The 17,315-nt window shown below is 53.8% G+C and carries 19 protein-coding genes; all 19 read right to left on the bottom strand.

All coding sequences use genetic code 11. The features are described 5' to 3' along the window. Window positions 1-130: 130 nt before the first annotated feature. The gene (gene ccmI / locus PsAD13_RS12500) at window positions 131-1,291 is read right to left on the bottom strand and encodes a c-type cytochrome biogenesis protein CcmI (RefSeq protein ID WP_063318366.1); all 1,161 of its coding nucleotides are present in this window, start codon (window positions 1,289-1,291) and stop codon (window positions 131-133) included. Window positions 1,292-1,429: 138 nt separating this feature from the next. Next, window positions 1,430-2,896 carry a hypothetical protein gene (locus PsAD13_RS12495; RefSeq protein ID WP_063318365.1) on the bottom strand — a complete coding sequence of 489 codons (1,467 nt, stop codon included), beginning with the start codon at window positions 2,894-2,896 and terminating at the stop codon, window positions 1,430-1,432. Window positions 2,897-3,104: 208 nt separating this feature from the next. After that, window positions 3,105-3,536 carry an RT0821/Lpp0805 family surface protein gene (locus PsAD13_RS12490; protein WP_208986598.1) on the bottom strand — a complete coding sequence of 144 codons (432 nt, stop codon included), beginning with the start codon at window positions 3,534-3,536 and terminating at the stop codon, window positions 3,105-3,107. A 222-nt stretch (window positions 3,537-3,758) separates the two neighbouring features. Then, entirely contained in the window at window positions 3,759-5,180 is a 1,422-nt protein-coding gene (locus PsAD13_RS12485) for an ATP-binding protein (RefSeq protein ID WP_063318364.1), read from the bottom strand. Further along, window positions 5,173-5,838, bottom strand: coding sequence for a response regulator transcription factor (locus PsAD13_RS12480; protein WP_057465896.1), 666 nt, complete (start codon window positions 5,836-5,838; stop codon window positions 5,173-5,175). Before PsAD13_RS12480 ends, PsAD13_RS12485 begins: the two co-directional genes overlap by 8 nt. Before the next feature lie 191 nt (window positions 5,839-6,029). Beyond that, on the bottom strand, window positions 6,030-6,323 hold the full coding sequence (locus PsAD13_RS27330) for a PepSY domain-containing protein (RefSeq protein ID WP_208981842.1): 294 nt from the start codon (window positions 6,321-6,323) through the stop codon (window positions 6,030-6,032). Between the two features lie 137 nt (window positions 6,324-6,460). Next, window positions 6,461-10,339: a glycoside hydrolase TIM-barrel-like domain-containing protein gene (locus PsAD13_RS12475; RefSeq protein WP_063318363.1), complete on the bottom strand. Its 3,879-nt coding sequence runs from the start codon at window positions 10,337-10,339 to the stop codon at window positions 6,461-6,463. Window positions 10,340-10,357: 18 nt separating this feature from the next. Continuing rightward, window positions 10,358-10,798, bottom strand: a complete 441-nt coding sequence (locus PsAD13_RS12470; RefSeq protein WP_063318362.1) for a peptidase P60 — start codon at window positions 10,796-10,798, stop codon at window positions 10,358-10,360. A 2-nt stretch (window positions 10,799-10,800) separates the two neighbouring features. After that, window positions 10,801-11,688 (bottom strand): DUF2163 domain-containing protein, encoded by an 888-nt coding sequence (locus tag PsAD13_RS12465; RefSeq protein WP_063318361.1) that lies wholly within the window; start codon window positions 11,686-11,688, stop codon window positions 10,801-10,803. A 22-nt stretch (window positions 11,689-11,710) separates the two neighbouring features. Continuing rightward, entirely contained in the window at window positions 11,711-12,355 is a 645-nt protein-coding gene (locus tag PsAD13_RS12460) for a DUF2460 domain-containing protein (RefSeq protein WP_063318445.1), read from the bottom strand. A 210-nt stretch (window positions 12,356-12,565) separates the two neighbouring features. Next, a complete protein-coding gene (locus PsAD13_RS12455; protein ID WP_063318360.1) occupies window positions 12,566-13,111 on the bottom strand; it encodes a phage tail tape measure protein in 546 nt (181 codons plus the stop codon). Beyond that, the gene (locus tag PsAD13_RS12450; RefSeq protein ID WP_063318359.1) at window positions 13,108-13,335 is read right to left on the bottom strand and encodes a phage tail assembly chaperone; all 228 of its coding nucleotides are present in this window, start codon (window positions 13,333-13,335) and stop codon (window positions 13,108-13,110) included. Before PsAD13_RS12450 ends, PsAD13_RS12455 begins: the two co-directional genes overlap by 4 nt. After that, window positions 13,332-13,682 (bottom strand): gene transfer agent family protein, encoded by a 351-nt coding sequence (locus PsAD13_RS12445; protein WP_063318358.1) that lies wholly within the window; start codon window positions 13,680-13,682, stop codon window positions 13,332-13,334. The genes PsAD13_RS12450 and PsAD13_RS12445 overlap by 4 nt, the downstream gene beginning before the upstream one ends. A gap of 10 nt (window positions 13,683-13,692) precedes the next feature. Continuing rightward, window positions 13,693-14,109, bottom strand: coding sequence for a phage major tail protein, TP901-1 family (locus tag PsAD13_RS12440; protein ID WP_063318357.1), 417 nt, complete (start codon window positions 14,107-14,109; stop codon window positions 13,693-13,695). 24 nt (window positions 14,110-14,133) lie between these two features. Continuing rightward, window positions 14,134-14,544 carry a DUF3168 domain-containing protein gene (locus tag PsAD13_RS12435; RefSeq protein WP_063318356.1) on the bottom strand — a complete coding sequence of 137 codons (411 nt, stop codon included), beginning with the start codon at window positions 14,542-14,544 and terminating at the stop codon, window positions 14,134-14,136. Then, window positions 14,528-14,866 (bottom strand): phage head closure protein, encoded by a 339-nt coding sequence (locus PsAD13_RS12430; RefSeq protein ID WP_063318355.1) that lies wholly within the window; start codon window positions 14,864-14,866, stop codon window positions 14,528-14,530. The genes PsAD13_RS12435 and PsAD13_RS12430 overlap by 17 nt, the downstream gene beginning before the upstream one ends. Further along, the gene (locus PsAD13_RS12425) at window positions 14,863-15,435 is read right to left on the bottom strand and encodes a head-tail connector protein (protein ID WP_084404714.1); all 573 of its coding nucleotides are present in this window, start codon (window positions 15,433-15,435) and stop codon (window positions 14,863-14,865) included. The genes PsAD13_RS12430 and PsAD13_RS12425 overlap by 4 nt, the downstream gene beginning before the upstream one ends. 32 nt (window positions 15,436-15,467) lie before the next feature. After that, on the bottom strand, window positions 15,468-16,799 hold the full coding sequence (locus PsAD13_RS12420; RefSeq protein ID WP_082597164.1) for a phage major capsid protein: 1,332 nt from the start codon (window positions 16,797-16,799) through the stop codon (window positions 15,468-15,470). 83 nt (window positions 16,800-16,882) lie between these two features. Beyond that, window positions 16,883-17,308 (bottom strand): HK97 family phage prohead protease, encoded by a 426-nt coding sequence (locus PsAD13_RS12415; RefSeq protein WP_063296280.1) that lies wholly within the window; start codon window positions 17,306-17,308, stop codon window positions 16,883-16,885. Between the last annotated feature and the right edge of the window lie 7 nt (window positions 17,309-17,315).

The raw sequence follows: 17,315 nt of genomic DNA, 5'->3' as shown, positions 1-17,315 counted from the left end.
CAACTAATGCCTTACGGCGTTTGTATTCTGCAGCTCAATAGAACATCAAAAGAAGCTCTATCTCTTTGTCCTAGGCATATCTTATTTCCGAAAACCGCTTGGTATTCATCAGAGATATGCAACCCCTGCCTTATTCAGCAGGGCTCAAATTCAGGCTCGCGGCCAGTTGGTTGATCTGTTCCAGTGCAGCCGCATCGTCCTTCAGGCTTTGCTTTGCGCGGGCGACTGCTTTTGCGGCCTCCACTTGCTCCCCGAGAATAATGCGGGCTTGTATCAGGCGCCCCCACTCGGAAACAGAACCACCTTGTTCATTAAGGCGTTCATCCAACTGCACAACCATCTGGTTGATCATTTCATTGCGATCTTCTGCACTCATCTCAGCTGCTGCTTCAACTTCTTCAGCAGAAGGTCCTGCTGGCTGTCCAAGTGCCGGGATTGCCTCAGCCTCACCAGATACAACGGCGCCTCGTGCGATCAGTTCGTCACGCTGTGCCTTTGCTGCGTCCACCCAAGGAGCATTTTGATCTGCAGTCTTCAGCAGAGCATTCCAGGCAGCCAGCGCTTCGTTTATCTGACCCTTCTGGCCCATAGCCATTGCCAGATAGTAGTAGGGTTGCAGCATTTCAGGCTTAGCGAGATTGATCCGGCGCACAACCTTTTCAACTTCATCGGACACTTGTCCTTCATTTGCGAAAATGCTTGCTTCAGCCCAACCAACCATAAAATCGAGATTTTCAGGGAACTGGCTCAACGCCTGCGCATAGGCGCGGCGAGCCTTATCAAACTGGCTCGTACGCATGTAAACAGGTGCGATTACAGCCCAACCCTGTCCGTCGTTCGGGTTTTCTTTGAGGTGATCCTCAGTCCTGGCAATCAGAACTTCAAGATCAGCCTGCCCTGCGGTTTCAGCCAAACGCTCAGCGCGTGGCTGGTCAGGGATTTCCGGAGAACCGTATTGTAAATACATACCTAGCGCTGCCAGAGGTACCAAAACAACCGCTGTCAGCTGCACAATGCGCATGCGCATTTTAGAGGGAGCTGACTGGTGGTCTCCCTGGTTTTGCTTGTGCGCGGCTAACAAGCGACGCGACACTTCAATTTTGGCGGCTTCTGCCATGTCCGGCGCGATTACACCGCGCTCAAGATCTTTTTGTATTTCTTCGAGCTGGGCACGAAACACAGCTTCATCATTGCGCTCATCAGGACTAACCTTGGGAGAGCGAGCCAATGGAACGAGTACGGCCAATGCGACCGCCGCCGTCAAAATTGCGAGAACTAACCAGAATGTCATAGTGGCTTAAATAGACAGGTTCTAAATGTGAAAGGCAACAGTTCCCCCCCTGCGACGGGCAGTCGCACAAGCCATATACCCACAAAATACCTATGAAGTTGCACTTATTTTCTAAAAGACGCAGGCACTACTAGGGGGTTAGGCGGCATCTTTCAGGTAAGTCTTCTGTCTGCGAATGAGGTTCGCAGTGTCTTCCGGCTCCAGTGAGATCTCACTCATCGAGATTAAACGGCTCAATTTTCTCGAAATTTCGCCATAATTCGGAAGGTTTTCAGTCTCGTTTTGCTCGTCTTTGGGAGCTGTCAAAAGTTTCTCAGAGTTGCGATCGATGAAACGTTCGACATGATCTCTGGTTGAGATTTGCAGCTCGTTCAAGCCAAGCACACCTGCATATTGCGACGCTAACTTGGCGAGTTTTAATCCCCTCAAACATTTGTGATAGGCGCGTTGAATCTGCTCCAGCCGGTACCCACCCTGCAAATCTGCAATTTCAGGTTTTGTTTCTGAAGAAATTGCTTCCTCCAGTTGTGCTGGGAGGTTGCGCAGTTCATCGCGTAGCAGAATACACAAACGGTTTTTGAGCTGAACAGCACGCTGGTTCCATTGACCGCAAGCGCTGAAGCCTTCGAGTTCTTCCAGTTCCTCAAAATGCAGCAAGCAGGCGTTGGCTGCTTCCGGAAGCCCAACAATGGCCTCCTCTTCCATGCGCCAACCTTCAACGACGGACACACTTTGCTCCAAAGAAGATAAAGCAAACTCTATAAAGGCTGCGTAAGGGGTGCCCGTAACATCTTTAAGAGCAGGAACAGCTGCGAGGGTTTGAGCCAGTTTAATGAGGTCAACAGGCGCTTCGTCCAGACGGAGGAATGACAGCGCTGCAAGATAATTGGCCTCAGCTCTGTGCTGCTCCATGTGGGCGCGCATGTTTTGCAAACTGTTACCGGAGGACATGGACAGAATGTCTTCTGCAAAAGGTGGAGTGTCTGCCATCACCTTTTCCCATGCAGGCGCTCTTTCCAAAATCACCAGAACGTCACAGAAGAAATCAAAATTGACATGGCCTCCAACCTTGCGGCGAAGCTTTGTCTTTATCTGAATGTCTTGATCTGCTGCTTCCAGCTCTTTTTTTGCAGCAGCAACCAAACGCAGGCGGAGACCTTCAGCGCATGTATAGAGTGCTTTCTGGATGGTTTCGTGGGTCGTGGGCAAATCTTGTTGCTGACACAGCTCTTCCAAGGCCTCTACCGCTTCGGTAAACTCATTAGAAAGAAGCACCTGGCGCATGTAGGTCCAAAGCGGCTCCATTATTGTGGCATCGATCCGACCCTGCTGCGGTGTGCTCAGCGGCATTTGAATGAGGAACGGTTGAAGAGGGCTTAGAATGGCGCGCTTGAGTGGCGTATCCAGAGATAGCTTATTCTCAGGAATGTAAGAGGCTTCACCAAGGAGCCTGCGAATAGTGAGCAGCATGAGTTCGGCATTTGGCACAGATGTTCCGCTTTGCACCGTATCATCGACAGACCGTTCCAACATCCGCAAAGCAGATTGAGACAAGGCTCCTAACACCTTCTCCATTTGCAATGCTTTATGGTTGACCTCGTGCATCCAAATCTCTCTGGTACTCAGCTTTACACTGGTTGAGCTTATACACGCTCAACCCTCACAACATGCAGCAGACGACAACTGCTAAAATTGTATTTGTTGATCAAAACTATCGGCGGAATTGCTTAATCAAATCTTGATAAGCAGCCTTTTCCGCATGCGAAAGGTGTGTTTCCTTCTGCAAAAACTGCTTATAGCGAGGGATTTTGGGCTAGTTCAGCGCTGCCCAGCGCTCACCGTCCTTACAGGCCGCACCTTTGATCAGCTGCGTTTTCTCATCATACGCAATGGTATGTTGGAAATCGCGGCAGCGGCGGTCATTCACGTAGTAGACAGGACCAGACTTAACTGTGCCTTGCGCGCCAGAGAATCGGTTGCGCCAGACAACTTTGTTGCCTGCATCAGAGGCATTCAACGCTTTGCTCTGTGCTTTATAGACGGTGTCGAGGTCACCGCTTCTGAGCAGTTGCTTCAACTCACCTTCTGTGGCGCTGTCGATTGCAGCCTGAGCTGCTGCGTTTTGCTCACTGTCAGAAGACCAGAAACCAAAAATAGATGAGGATTCGGCATCGGTTTGAGCACTGGTGACATGATCAGATGTCGCACAGCTGGCTAAACCGCCAACAACGACAGGTAAGACCATCAGTTTTTTCCAGTTTCGCACCAACATGCATCCTCTTTGTCGCTTTTGCGACTTATCCGTTTTCGGAAAGGCTCTTTGTCCCTTCCAAGGTCTTCCAGTAAGGCCTCAAACCAAAGCAGCGTCATTAGCTTGAAAACGCTATCGTGGAGCAACCCCTTAAAACACAGTTACACTTACTATCAGGACTGTTTGAAACAGATGCAACCCCTGCCTCACAACAGATCAGATTGTCAGCGACGGCAAGATCACCGTTGCCTTCAATCCACCTAACTCGCTATCACCAAGTTCAAATGAACCACCGTAAATACCTGCAATGTCAACAATTATGGATAAACCCAAACCCGTTCCTGGAACGGTTTCATCCAATCTTTGCCCTCTGCGCAGCGCACGTTTTTTCTCTTCAGCCCCCAATCCAGGGCCATCATCTTCTACGATCAGAGCGATAAGTGACGCAGAGGAATTGTTGCTTTTCAGCGCCACTGACACTTTTTTATCACACCATTTGCAGGCGTTATCCAACAAGTTCCCAAGGATTTCCTCCAGATCTTGCTGCTCACCGCGGAACAACAGAGTCTCATCCATATCAACCGTGATCTCAGGCTCTTTGTCGCGATGGATTTTTTCCATTGCACGTGCCATGCGCGACACCACAGGTGCAGCTTCACATGACACACCGATCACCCGGCGCTGAGCCGCCATCCGTGCCTTTTCCAGATAGTGCTGAACTTGCCCTCTCATAAGATCCGCTTGCTCCGAAACCTTCAAAGTGAGCGGCTCATCTGAACTTCTGGCCTCGTTGGTAATGACAGAGAGAGGCGTTTTCAGGGCATGAGCAAGATTTCCCACCTGTGTTCTGGAATGTTCCACTACTTCTCTGTTTGAGTGGATGAGAGCATTGAGTTCAACAGCGAGCGGTTTCAGCTCTTTGGGCAGATCTTCCTGAACTGCTTCCTCTTTTCCCTGACGGACCCGACCAAGGCTCTCCTGAAGTTCTGTTAGCGGACGCAAGCCAAAGCGCACTTGCAGGAAGATAGCAGCGACAAGACCAAGACCGAGAACACCCAGCGTGATCGCTGCTTGCCATGCAAAGGATGCGGTACTTTCACCAAGCTCTCGCGTGCTTCCGGCAACTGCGATTGTTACAGGTTGGAGACCACCAAACTGGATACGCTTTTGCAAGAGGCGCAGATCGCGACCAGCTGGGCCAGTGATATTTTGTTTGAGTTCCAGTTCGCCCTTCATGTTTTGCAGGCGCAGCGTGTCACCAAAAAGAGATTCGCTTTCAAACAGAACTTTGCCACCGCGCTGCACGGTCCAGTACCATCCCGACAGCGGCATGTTAAACCGTGGATCACCGATACGGCTTAATGCAGGGTTCTTCTGCTCTCCTTCCGCAGCAAGCGCACTGACAATTGCTGTCATGTGGACTTCAAGGCGCTCATCCAGTGCTTTCTCACCCGCTTCACGAAACAGAGCGACAAGAATGGCACCCGCAACCACAAGGCTGACAACAGCCCACAGGCCCGCAACAAAAATCAGACGCCATGCCAATGACGCCTGTTGCTTCTTGCGAATGAACCTGATGGGGTTCCAGTTGAGCAGCCCCTGCAAGTTGTTGGTGTCTGCGCTGTTCTTATCAGGCATTTTCTTCCTGTAGCCTGTAGCCCAATCCACGCACGGTCTCGATCAGTGAACTACCAAACTTCTTGCGCAATCGGCCTACGAACACCTCAATGGTGTTGGAGTCGCGGTCAAAGTCCTGATCGTACAGATGTTCAACCAATTCGGTTCTAGAAATCACTCGGCCTTTGTGGTGCATGAGGTAAGACAGCAGGCGGAACTCGTGAGAGGTGAGTTTTACGGACATGCCGTTTTTCGTCACTTTGCCTGCTTTGGTGTCCAGAACAATGTCGCCTATAGAAATCTCGTTGGAAGCCAGACCGGCGGCGCGGCGCACCAGTGCCCGCACCCGTGCCAGCACTTCTTCCATGTGGAAGGGCTTTGCAACGTAATCATCTGCGCCAGCATCAATGCCAGCAACCTTATCGCTCCAACGATCACGAGCCGTCAGGATAAGGACTGGCATAGAATGGCCGTCTCTGCGCCAACGTTCCAGCACACTGAGACCATCCATCTGCGGCAAACCAAGATCCAGAATGACAGCATCATAGGGTTCGGTGTCACCGAGGAAATGGCCTTCCTCGCCATCATATGCTTTATCGACAACGTAGCCTGCGTCTTCCAACGCTTCAGACAGCTGTCTGTTCAAATCCCGATCATCTTCAACGATCAACATTCGCATAAGATCTACCCCACACAAGCACTCAGGCTCATCAAGCAGTTCAGACTGCTCTAATTTTTCAGTTGCACATTCCTATCTGAAAATCGGTATCCACTTTTCAGATAGGAATGTGCAGTATCGCCTAATATCGCTTCCAAAATTCGTTCAAATTCAGGCAGAAAAATCTCTATCCAGAGTTCTTCTCAGCTCGATTACAACCGGCGCCCCGTTCGTGCATCCAGCGTCACTTGTGAGACGTTCCCGTTGTTGAGTACGGACAGCACATAGACCAATCCCCCTCCTCGCTCACAGAGCTTGGCTGAAAGTATCTGCCCATTGACCCGCAGCGAACCCAAAGGCCGCGCCTGACCGCTGGCAACAGCTTGCCTGGTCTGGCTGGAGGACAAACACGCGGCCTGCGCAGGTGCAGACCATGTAAAAACCGTTGCCGCCAAAGCCAGTGCCATCAATGAGCGAAAAAAGAGGTTGTGGAATTGGTGTCTCATAGGGCGTCTTCTAACCGGCACTGGCTGAACCTCACATGAACGAGGTGTTATATATTTCAAAACAAAGACCTAGCAGATTCTCTGGGGTCTGTGATGTTTCTTGGCTTGGTTTGCAAATAATCCGGTAAAAGCAATTGTTAAAGTGTTACGCTCGCCAAGCAATCTGAAGTTGTCCCCAAACCGAATTTCGTTGAGTTTTGAGCAACTTCACAGGCCACCAGATGCTGACCTGCTCCAAATAGCGATTGCAGCTCGGTTTGTGGGATTATCAGGCTTTCCTGTGTCACCTCATATTCACGCAAGGCGGTTCGTTCATTTTCGCCCCCATCCTGACGATAAAGCGTGACCGAAAACTGAAGTTTATCCTCTTGAAGAGGAATATCTGGCGTTGCCCAACTGTCCGCCTCCCATCTGGCTCTGCGAATCCATTTAAGTTCCAAATCCCCATTATCTGTTTGGCTTGCTCTCAGATGAACGGGCGCGAATGGTTTAAGTGAGCTTTGTTTTCCGGCATGGCTTGTGTTCACTGCCCATTTAAAGCCCAGAGGTTTGCCAGCTGGAACGACACGATATGAGAGCGCAACATCAGCTTTGTCGCTGGTCCATGGCAGTTTCAGCAGGGATTGGTCCAAGAGGACAAATTCGGCGTTCTCCTCACTCGACGAAACAACCAGATGCTCCGTACCCAATTGCCCTCTGAGTAACTGTGTGAGTTTGTAGGTCATGGGGGCGATCAGCTCTGCTTGACTGAACTGTATCACTTCCCACTCATCATTTTTGCGAATGGCACAGGCATTTGCGCCTGACAGCACATCGAGCTGCGTTCGGCTTTGTAACTGGCCGCCATAGAGTTTTACGGTGATCTGGGAGGTCAGATCCCATCGCCAAAGTGGACCGGGGCTGAGAGGTTCTTGCAATATGCCCATGATGGCTGGTTCAGCCACCTGCACTAGCGGTGTGAATTCTTCACCTGAGCTGGAGCTGTAGAGCTGATAGGCACTCGGCCAATTCGCATTGTAGATGGCGACCACCGGGCTTCCATCATCCGCTCCCTCACTGTGGAACCTTGGCAAATCCAAGATGCTGACAATCGGCGGACCTGAGGTGGTGTCGTTGAAAGATCGTTGTGATAATCCATCCGAGACTGCTGCAGCTATATTAGGGTGTCCGTTGAGCCGTATGGCCTGAACGTCCAGATGAGCACCAGATGAAATCTGATCAATCCGGCACTGAAAGGACGTCGTGTCATCACCCAGAAGCTCGCCGGGAAGTTCCAATACATCCCCCGGTCGCAGATCAATTTTACTCAGAGCAAGTTTAAACTGAAGGGTCTCCCGATCCAGCCACACGCTCTGGTGCATTTTTTGAACCAGCTTTTTGGCAGAGGAGAGCGAAGCTGTGATGGGGAGCTGGATGTTGGAGGTGCGCCTGTCCATGCCTTCCAAACGGCGGGAGGAGACGACGAGAGGCTCATAATTGTTATTGGGGTCCATTCCCCGCAGTCGGAGTTCAGCTGGCAGGTCGCTACCATCATTGCGGCTGATGGAGATGTAGCCTTCCTCCTCTTCAGCTTCCAACAGGTCAGCAAGGCTCAGTTTTCCATAATCTGTGGCCTTGGCGTATTTGGGGAGGATGGCAAGATGGGTTCCACGATCAACGGCGATGCCACCAGCGAGTTGCAGGATGGGAGAGAGCGCAGAACGTAAGGACGTTGGGCCTGTCACGATCAGGCCTTCGAGGGTTTCACCCAGTTCAGCGATCTCCGATAGCTCTTGCGTATGTCCGAAATCATCGCGCATGGCACGGATGAGACCTGAGAGAGAGGTTGCGCCGAGACGGCCTGTCAGCCAGTGACCGAGCTGCCAGTTCTGACCATCTGCCCAGACATCAGAATATGTTGGGAACTCGGGGAATGGGCGGGCGTCCCATGTCCAGAGGAAGGAGTTATCTGCATCGACCATCGTACCTGCGTAGGTGCTTGAGGTTGGATTGTCGCCCTGCGGCCAGTCCGGGTGGTCTGCTCCCCAATAACTGAGGCTTGCTTCCAGCGCGCGCCGTTGGACAAGGTCATCTTGCTGCCCATTAGAGAAGTGCGGCAAGGCGCTTTCGGCAGATTTAGGATCCACGAAGACATTGGGCTGGTTCGTTCCTTTATCGACAGCAGGAAAGCCGAGCTCGGTGAACCAGATGGGTTTGGATTGTGGCACCCAGGGGGTTGGCGTGTTTTGTTCAACACTTGCAACACGTTCAAAATGCTGGTTCTGCCACCAGTTCTTAAGGTCTTTTTGCCGGAACACCCATGGCTTGTTATAGGCTCCGTCTGTAATCGGGCTACGGGTTTGCTCAGCTCGGTCTGAGTCATTGGCATAATACCAGTCGTAATATTCGCCGGAGGCTATTCCCTCCCGAAGTTCCTTGAGGTTGTAGGCTGTTTGCGGGTCATCGTTCTGACGCAAGTCCGATAGTGGCAGGTAGTTATCGATACCGACAAAATTGATGTCAGCATGCGCCCAGAGTGGGTCCAGAGGAAAGCGCAGGTCACCGGATTGAAGGCTGTGGCACGCATATTCACTCCAGTCGGCTGCGTAGGAGAGCTTGGTCTGACTACCAACAATCTGGCGGACCTCTGAGACCAGTGTTTTCAGGTGATCAACGAAAGGAAACGCGTTGCCGCCCGCCCAACATTGGGTGAGACCGCGCATTTCTGAGCCGACGAGGAACGCCTCCACTCCGCCTGCCTCTTTTACCAGATTGGCATAGTGCAGGATGAAACGGCGAAACCGCCAGTCACTACCTGAGCCGACAAAAGCGTCTATCTGCGGTGTGACTGCGCTGGTTCCCTGCTGCGTTCCGGGTTGTCCCGCTGCGATGTCAGAAGTGATGCGTCCGCGCCAGGGGAAGCTGGATTGATTGGTTGCGCCATATGGGTCGGGCAGCTGATTGTCATCGGGGATGTCCATCATCACAAACGGGTAGAACATGACGGCAAGGCCACGTCGCTTCAGTTCCTTGATAGCTTCAGTGACGGAAGCATCTGAGGGTGTGCCACCATAGGCAGGTCTGTCATTGATGCGGGAGACCTCTTGTGCTTCAGCGCGGGTCAGGCCTGCGACACTCCAGTTCTCAGGCAAGTGCTTTGTGGTCTGGTAGGTCACTTTGGGCTGGATGGTACACTGGGAGGCGCGCAGGTCATCACCGAACCATGCAACAACAAGCGCAACGCTTTTCAGGTTAGGGCAAAGAGCCTGAAGCTCATCGAGAGAACGGACCAGATCAGTTTCCTCGCCCTTCCCATGGCGATTGACGCTCCGGGTGTTGCCGGGGGTCAGCTCCTCGATAACTTCCTGCGGATGATAGGCGAACTCACCTGCTCCGGGGATGAGCGTGACCGCCTTGATCTGCTGTTCCAGTGGTTCAATGGAGCGGAGCACTTCGAAGGCGAGTTGAGGGATCCGATTACCGAACTCAGCCAGCGGGAGGCGCTCGAACACCACGTAAGCGGTGCCTCTATAGGCTGGTGCAGTGCCTTGCTTGGCTTCTATCAGTGGGTCAGGTTGTTGATCTTCAGCCCCCAGATACACCCTCATGTTAATTGCGCTGGTGTCCAGCTCCTTACCGTTGGCCCAGACACGGCGCACTGCGGTGATCGGGCCTTCGCAGAGGGCGACAGCGAAGTTGGCGAAGTAGCTGTGGCTGGTGATACTGGTCGATGAGCCAGTGGACTTTCCGCCCTGCTTTTCTTCGGAGACCACCTCTTCCAGTCGCGTTGCCCAGATGATGTTGCCAGTTACGCGGACACGGCCATAGACAAAGGGAAGAGATGCGCCTTCAGATGCGGTTTGTAATTGCAGATCGCCTAGCTTACCGACAGAGAGTTCCCGGTTTTCGCCGAAGATCTGCTGATCGATCCACGCCCCACCAAGAGCCCCCAGTGTTTGTCCTATGATGGCGCCGAAAGGGCCACCGACTGCGCCGCCAACGGCTGCACCAACACTTGATAGCACCATTGTTGCCATGGTCCTGTCCTTTCCGGATCACTGACTTGAGAAGAATGAAAAACGCCCTGCAATCTTGTTGCGCCACATAGGCACCAGCGGGCTTTCAACCACTCCCACCGCCTCGTAGGCATGGATGAAGCGGTCTTTGTTGGTCATGAAACCGAGATGTTTGCAGGGAGACTGCGGTGCCCAGCGAAACAGAATGACTTCCGCTGGTTTTGGTTTCTGCAAAGGCCCTTGCATCTCATACAAATACTGGTGCGCAGCATTGAGCAGCTGGTCCTCCCCCTTCAGCTCTGCCCATTCTGGTGCGTAACTGGTGGGAACGGGCGGCTCGGTGTAATGCAAAAAGCGGTAGAGGCCGCGGATAAAACCGAGGCAATCGCAGCCTGCGCCTTTGGTCGTTGCCTGATGCTGGTAAGGCGTTCCAACCCAGCTGTGCGCTTCCCTTAGGAGGGTGTGGGGAGATTGCTGCATGATTACCCCACCAATTTCTCGCCGTTGTTGGCCGCTGATTGGCTTTCAGGTCCGGCAAGGATGAAGTCGTTGCCAGGCATATGAGGAAAGCCTCGGAAGTTTTCTGTGTTTTGGAACTTAATCTGGCAGCTGCTCCAACCTTTATCGCAGCCTGCGGAAACGGATGCAGATACCGGATAGGTTTGCTCCAATAACAAGGGTGCCCAGAGCGTGAGCTTGTGCTTGCCTTGTTCTATGAGGTGACTGGCTATGCGCAGGGGTTGATTAGCGTAGGGGCCGGACAGAAAGGTGAGTTTGCCGAAGGACCACCAGTTTGTGCTGATATCCGTGTTGGCTTGAATGATCAGCCGATTGCCGTCTTCTTTGCCTATGATACTCACCTGTCTCGAATAGGTGGCTGTGTTCAGCTCGATCCCGCATTTGGCATCTCCCAGATCCGCATGGCATTGGTGGGAGAGTTGCCGGCCTTTGGGCTCGGAAAGTTTGGCGGCCAATGAGCGGAACTCAGCACGGAACACATCGGCATCTCTTGTGATTTCGCCAAGAGAGCCGCGCCGGAGCAACTGGTGTTGTTCTGGATTTTGCCAGTTGACCAGATAGACCTCGACCTCAGCATTGTCCCAAAGGCCCGCACTCAACTCCTTTTCGCTCAAGCTGTCGGAAGAAAGGAAGCCCAGCGCTTCTTCCTGTCCGGTCTGAAAATCGGATTGAGCCATGGTCTGCGTGCCATCCAACCCGATGCCGGGCTCATAGGATTTGCCAAGCAATGTAATGGGGTGGTCGTGGGTGGTGAAACCTAGGCTGAGGCCAGATGGGGCGATTAAGCGCCAGCAATAGGCCACGCTTGTGCCCTCACCGGTCAGGTGTTCTTTCAAAGCAGCATTGAACATGAGTTTACTCGCGGAGTTGGTTTCAGATGAGAAGTTCGACGAGTGGGATGGATGGCACCTGCCCTGCCTCGAAGTGCAGGAGGTTGATTTCCAGCTGATCGCTTTCAAAGCGCGTGGGTGTGTCGAACAGGAAGCCCGCCGTGATCACCTGATCGTTTGAGGGAATGTGACCTGCTTGAAATTCCAGGACGCCTGTTAACGGATTGATCAGCACATCGCTGCCGACGGTTTTCAGTTGACCAGCGACCGCAACGGAGACAGTTCCTGCCACTGGTTTCGTGATTTTGCGTTGCCAAGCAACACTTACCGCTCCCACTTGCTTGATGAGCTGGAAAGTCGTTGTTGTCCCGTCGCCTGTTCCGATTGTCACATCGGTTGCAGATGGAGTTGCGTCAAAACTGCAGGATTTATGGTCCATGGGGTCACGAAACCGGAATCCGCAGAGGCGCCCCCCCACTTTTTCGAAGAAGGAGAGTACTCGTTGCAGGTCTGCTGAGCTACGCAATCCGGTCCCCACATCAAAATGCCGTCGCGTTCCCTTCCAGATGGCGTTTCGGGTTTCGGCGCCATTGAGTAACCTTGTGACCTGACTGCGTTTTTCTACTCTGACAGAAGCCCCTAGGGAAATTCCAAGTGGGAATGATTCATCAACAAAACATGGTTGCATTTCACCCTCCTGTTTGACTTGGCTCAAGGCTGGGCGCCCGCGAAGCATCTAATAGATTTGATATGGGAAAGTTATCTGCGTGATTTGCGTAGACCCGTTGTCGATGCTCCTCCCTCTTTGCAAAGCAACGGTCTTTTCCAAAAAGTTTGCTACCACCGTCCGGTAGCAAAGCCACGTCGGTCCTTGAGTCCCTCCTCTTCAATGCCGACGTCATAGCCCGCGTCGCCCCCGTCCGGTGGCGCGGGCCATTATCATCGCAATCTGCCCCTGAGATCTTTCAAAGCTGCGCACATCCTGTGTCGCCACATTTATTGTGACGCTGGGCTGCGTGCTGCCCGCATTCATAGCAACGCCCAGACGACCATCATTGCCGCGCTGCAAAGGCAGGATTGCCTCTGCTCCGGCCTCTCCCATCACCCCCAAGCCTGTGTTGCCTGCAGCAAACATGGTTGGACTGGAAACGACACCGCCTTTTGCAAAGGGCGTTACGCCTGCCACATTGCCAATGGCTGATGAAATTCCGGCAGAAAGCAGGTTCTCAAGCGGCTTTAAGGCACTGTTGAGAGCAGAGCTGGACATGTTGAGCGCGACTTGTGAGAGGATCGATTGCAGGTCTTTGCCAGAGGTGACTGCACTTTGCAGACCTTTGCCAAGCTCTGAAGAGAATTCTTTGGCAAGAGTGTTGACCTCCTGCATGGTTGTTTCCAGCTCGCGTGCATCTTCTACGTTCAGCGTTTCACTAAAACTATCTGTCATGGTGTTTGTTGGTCCTCATTGTCTGGAAATTGGGATACCAGCTCCTCCAACACGCCGCGCGTGATTGTGCGTGCATTGCGGTTTCCCGGCGGGATGAAGGCCATTTCCAGCTCAACCAGTGTTGATTGCCAGAAGGTGTGCGGTGACCAGCCAAGCTCCCGGCAGGCTTTGTGCATCAGGTCATACCAGGGCACCGGTTGGTTTTCAGGTTGCTCATGCTTCACGATTGAGACTGCTGAGGTGGAGAGAACGTGGCGACCAGGAGCTCACCTGCCAGCTTGGCAAGGGCTGCAACGCCGCCTTCATGGGAGAGTTCTGCGACTTCTTCGTTCTCAATGATCAATCCACCACCGCGAAGGCCTGCACCCAGCACTTTGATGATATCGGAGGCGCTCAGCTGCCCAGAGGAAAATCGCTCGGTCAGCTGCTGCAATGTGCTGCAGCTGAGCGCGTCTTCCAGCTCAGCCAGAGCCCCAAGTGTGAGCACCAATATGTGCTTTTGACCGCCGAGGTCTGCGAGGACTTCTCCGCGCCTGCGATTAACGCCCCGGTCATAGGTTTTTGATGGCATCGTATGCTCCTCAAGTTAGCGGGGTGAACGTGAGAGCACCGGCAGATTCCAGTGAAATCTCGAAGGTCACTTCGGATCTGTAATCACCAGAGTACTCCAGTGCAGAAAGGTGGAATGGGCCTTCCAGCGTTCCAAAGCCCGGCAGAATGACCTGCCAACTACGAAGTTCTCCGGCAAAGAAGGCCATGCGAACTTTTTCTGCAGATGCTTTGTCGCGAAACAGGCCACTGCCAGAGAGTGAGGCTTGGCGGGTGGAAGCCCCTGCCAGCAGCTCCCGCCAGCGGCCTGTGCTTTCTGCATCGGTGATATCAATGGGCGTGGCATTTAGGGCGAGGCGTCTTGAGCGCAGACCTGCCACGCTTTCAAAGGTGCCATCTCCCACTGTGTCCAGTTTCAACAACAGGTCTTTTCCGGCCTGAGCGACCATCTGTTTTCCTCTCAAAGTTTGGTGTTAAGCAGTCTGCTGCAGCAGGACGGAGAACTTGATGCGTCCGTACCATGTGCGGCCATCACTCAAACGGCGGCAGCTGGTTTCGGTCATGGTCAGGCCTGCTGCCTCGGTTCCAGCGGATGACGTGACACCGGCTTCCAACAGCTCGTTGAAGATCTGCAGGATTTCCTGAGTTTGAGCCCGATCTGCATGGCGCGAGTAGATGCCGATGGAGCCTGTGAGCCTGCCACCATCGTCCAGATGACCTGTCAGCAATTGAGTGGTGGCGGCTTCCAGCGTTGCATAGGGTAGTGCTGCCCCTCTTGGTACGCCGTCAAACACCCGCATGGGGTCTCCCAGATAAGGTGTCAGCGAGGCCTTGGCGTGAATTGCCTGAAACAGGGCTTTGCGGAATTCAAGCTCCCCCATCATCACCCTCCTCCTGTTCACAAAGGATTTGCATGAAGGGCGCCTGTTCTGAGTGCGGGAGAACCGCTTTTACTCTGAGGCTCTGTCCATCCCGCTCCACCCGCCAGCCCTCTGCCACATCTGTGCGGCGGCGGAGGGTGAGTGTGAGTGGATAGGTGCTGGCGATACGGCCTGCCGCAGTGCGCTGTGAGCCAGTGGATGTCTCGACCAGCCCCCAGACCATGGCGATTTGCTTGTAACTCCTTGTGACAGAGCCATCCGTGCCATTGGTGATCTCTGGTCTGAGTAACAGCAGGGGTTCGTTGAGTGTGCCTGCTGCTCTCATATTCTGAGCACCTTGTAAGGCGAGAGCGCTGCCTCGAAGCCGTGGGGCATGAGGCCTGTGAGGCGGTCTTCTTCCAGCATGGAACGGCGCTCGTACCAGAAGCCGACCAGCATCAGGATCGCGGTTTGTAGGCCTGCAGGGACGGCAGTTGCCGCCGCGCCATAGCCTGCTTTGAAGTCGATCTCGATGCCGTTGAGGTCACGCAGAGACCCGATGGCGCCTGCTTTGAAGCGCAGGCGGGCGGGATTCCCGGTCAAATCCACCTGATAGTTCGACGCTGGCACCAGCTGTTGGTTGCCTTCCCTGTCATAGGTGTAGACCTGCAGGACTTGGGCGACAGGCGCGACAGGCAGGCGGATCAGGCGGTCTGGTGAAAGATCATCCAGAAGCAGCCGCCACTCTTGATCAATAAGAGCCCGCCGTGTGAGGGTCTCCACTTGCTCCCGCGCGGCTTTGATCAGACGCTCGATCAGATCATCCTCGTGGGTGTGGGAGACCCTGAGCTGCGCATGCGCCTGGGCGAGCGAAACCGGCTCCAGAGCTGGTGGCACTGTGAGTATAGCCGTCACGGCGGCTCCTCCTCGATTGTTGTTGAAGATGATTAGGCGCTGAAGTTCAGCAGTTTGTAGGCGTCGAAATCCATGATGCCACCACCGACGCGTTTGGTGATGTAAAACAGCACGTTTGGTTTGCTGGTGTACGGATCACGCAGAACAGAGATGCCGACGCGGTCCACCACCATGTAGCCACGGTGGAAGTCACCAAACGCGATGGCGTAGGGATCAGAACCTGCGGTCATGTCCGGCATGTGTTCAGCTTCAGTGACCGGGAAGCCCATGAGGCTTGGGTCAGCGCCTGCAGCTGCAGGTGGTTGCCAGATGTAGTTGCCCTGCCCGTCCTTCAGCTTGCGGATGGCAGCTTGCGTTCTGCGATTGAAGAGGAAGCGGGCATTGCGGCGGATGGCGGTTTTGACCCCGTATATCAGCGAGATCAGCAGATCGCTTCCGTTGGAAGAGGGAAACGCCCCTGCCTGTCCTGTCTTGATGGACCCGATGGAGAGGCCTGTATCATTCAGCGTGCCGTGAATTGTGCCTTTGAGCAGCCCTTGCGGCTGACTGGTGCCGTTGCCATTGAGGAAGGCGGCGGATTCTTTTTCTGCAAAGACGGTTTCCACCTCTTCTGCCAGAATTTCCCCGATGTTGACCGCTGCGTCATCCAGCAGGGTTTGGGTGACGGCTGGCAGAGCAGAAAGCTCGAAGATCTTCACCTCCCGCATCTCAAATTTCATTGCGTTTGTGGGGGTGCTGCGGGCGTCGGTTTCGCCTTCCCAGTCCGCATCCGGGTTCACCGTCACAACAGGACGGCGGTAAGACGCGCCGGAGATCTTGCGGTTGGACGCAATGGAGCGGATGGGGGACAGGGCCGTGATGCGGCGCAGGATGTCCGTTTCCAATTGCTCCGGCACCAGATACCCACCATCGCCTGCAGTGCCGGAGGACATGGCCTTTTGCTCCAGCGTTTTAAGGCGGGTCTCCTGCCCGTCACGCATGTAGGTCTCAAACGCGGATTTGTGCTCTACCTCAGCTGATGGGCCGCCGGTGGTTTCTGGCGTTGAGCGCGGCAAGCGCTGGGATTTGAGTTGAAGCTCATTCAGATGGCGCAGCTGACCGTCGATAATCTCGTCCAGACGGGCCAGTTTTTCATCCAGGAGCACATCCGAGCCGGATTTTTGCTCCAGCTCAGCCAGACGCATGTCGTTGGTCTGGGTGTACTCAGAATAAGCGTGGTTCAGCTGGTTGAAGCTGCCAGAGGCCTCCATTCCAGACACAAACTGCCCTGTTGCCGGCCCAGAAAGTGCGGGATGAGCTGATTTTCCTGCAGCTTCCCTTGCGAAGTCTTTAGTCTCTAATGCTGGATTGCATGTATTTTTCATAGGATTATTTTCCTCGTAAAGCATATAAAAAAACTGCGGCGCCGATTGGAACCACAGATCGTAGTTTCAAATAATCAGGAGCTTCAGGAGACCACAGTCAGCCGTGCTGATGGCAGCAACGGGAACGTGACCAGCGAGATCTCCCAGAGATCTACCGCCAGCACATCCCGTCTGCCCGTTTTGTTGTTGCGCTGGGCGCGGCGGGTTTTGAAGCCGATGGACAGTCCGTCCAGAATACCCGTTTGCACCATGGCGATGGCTTGCCGGCCCTGTGTGATACCTGGATAAAGCAAGCCCTTTACAAAGAGGCCGATGCTGTCTTCCTGAATGTGCAGCCACTTGCCGATGGGGTGAGATGGATCGTGCTGCCAGAGCATTTTTACATCCGTGAGTTTTTGCTTTTGCAGCGTGTTTTGAAATGCACCTTTGCGCATCACGTCGCCGCCCTGATCGCTTAGTTCAAACCGGCTGGCGTAGCCCTCAATGGCGATGGGGTGATCTGTGTTCAAATTGATT

Origin of the sequence: Pseudovibrio sp. Ad13 (assembly GCF_001623225.1) — a bacterium.
Classification (GTDB): Bacteria; Pseudomonadota; Alphaproteobacteria; order Rhizobiales; family Stappiaceae; genus Pseudovibrio.
This window is presented reverse-complemented; position numbering and strand designations above follow the sequence as displayed.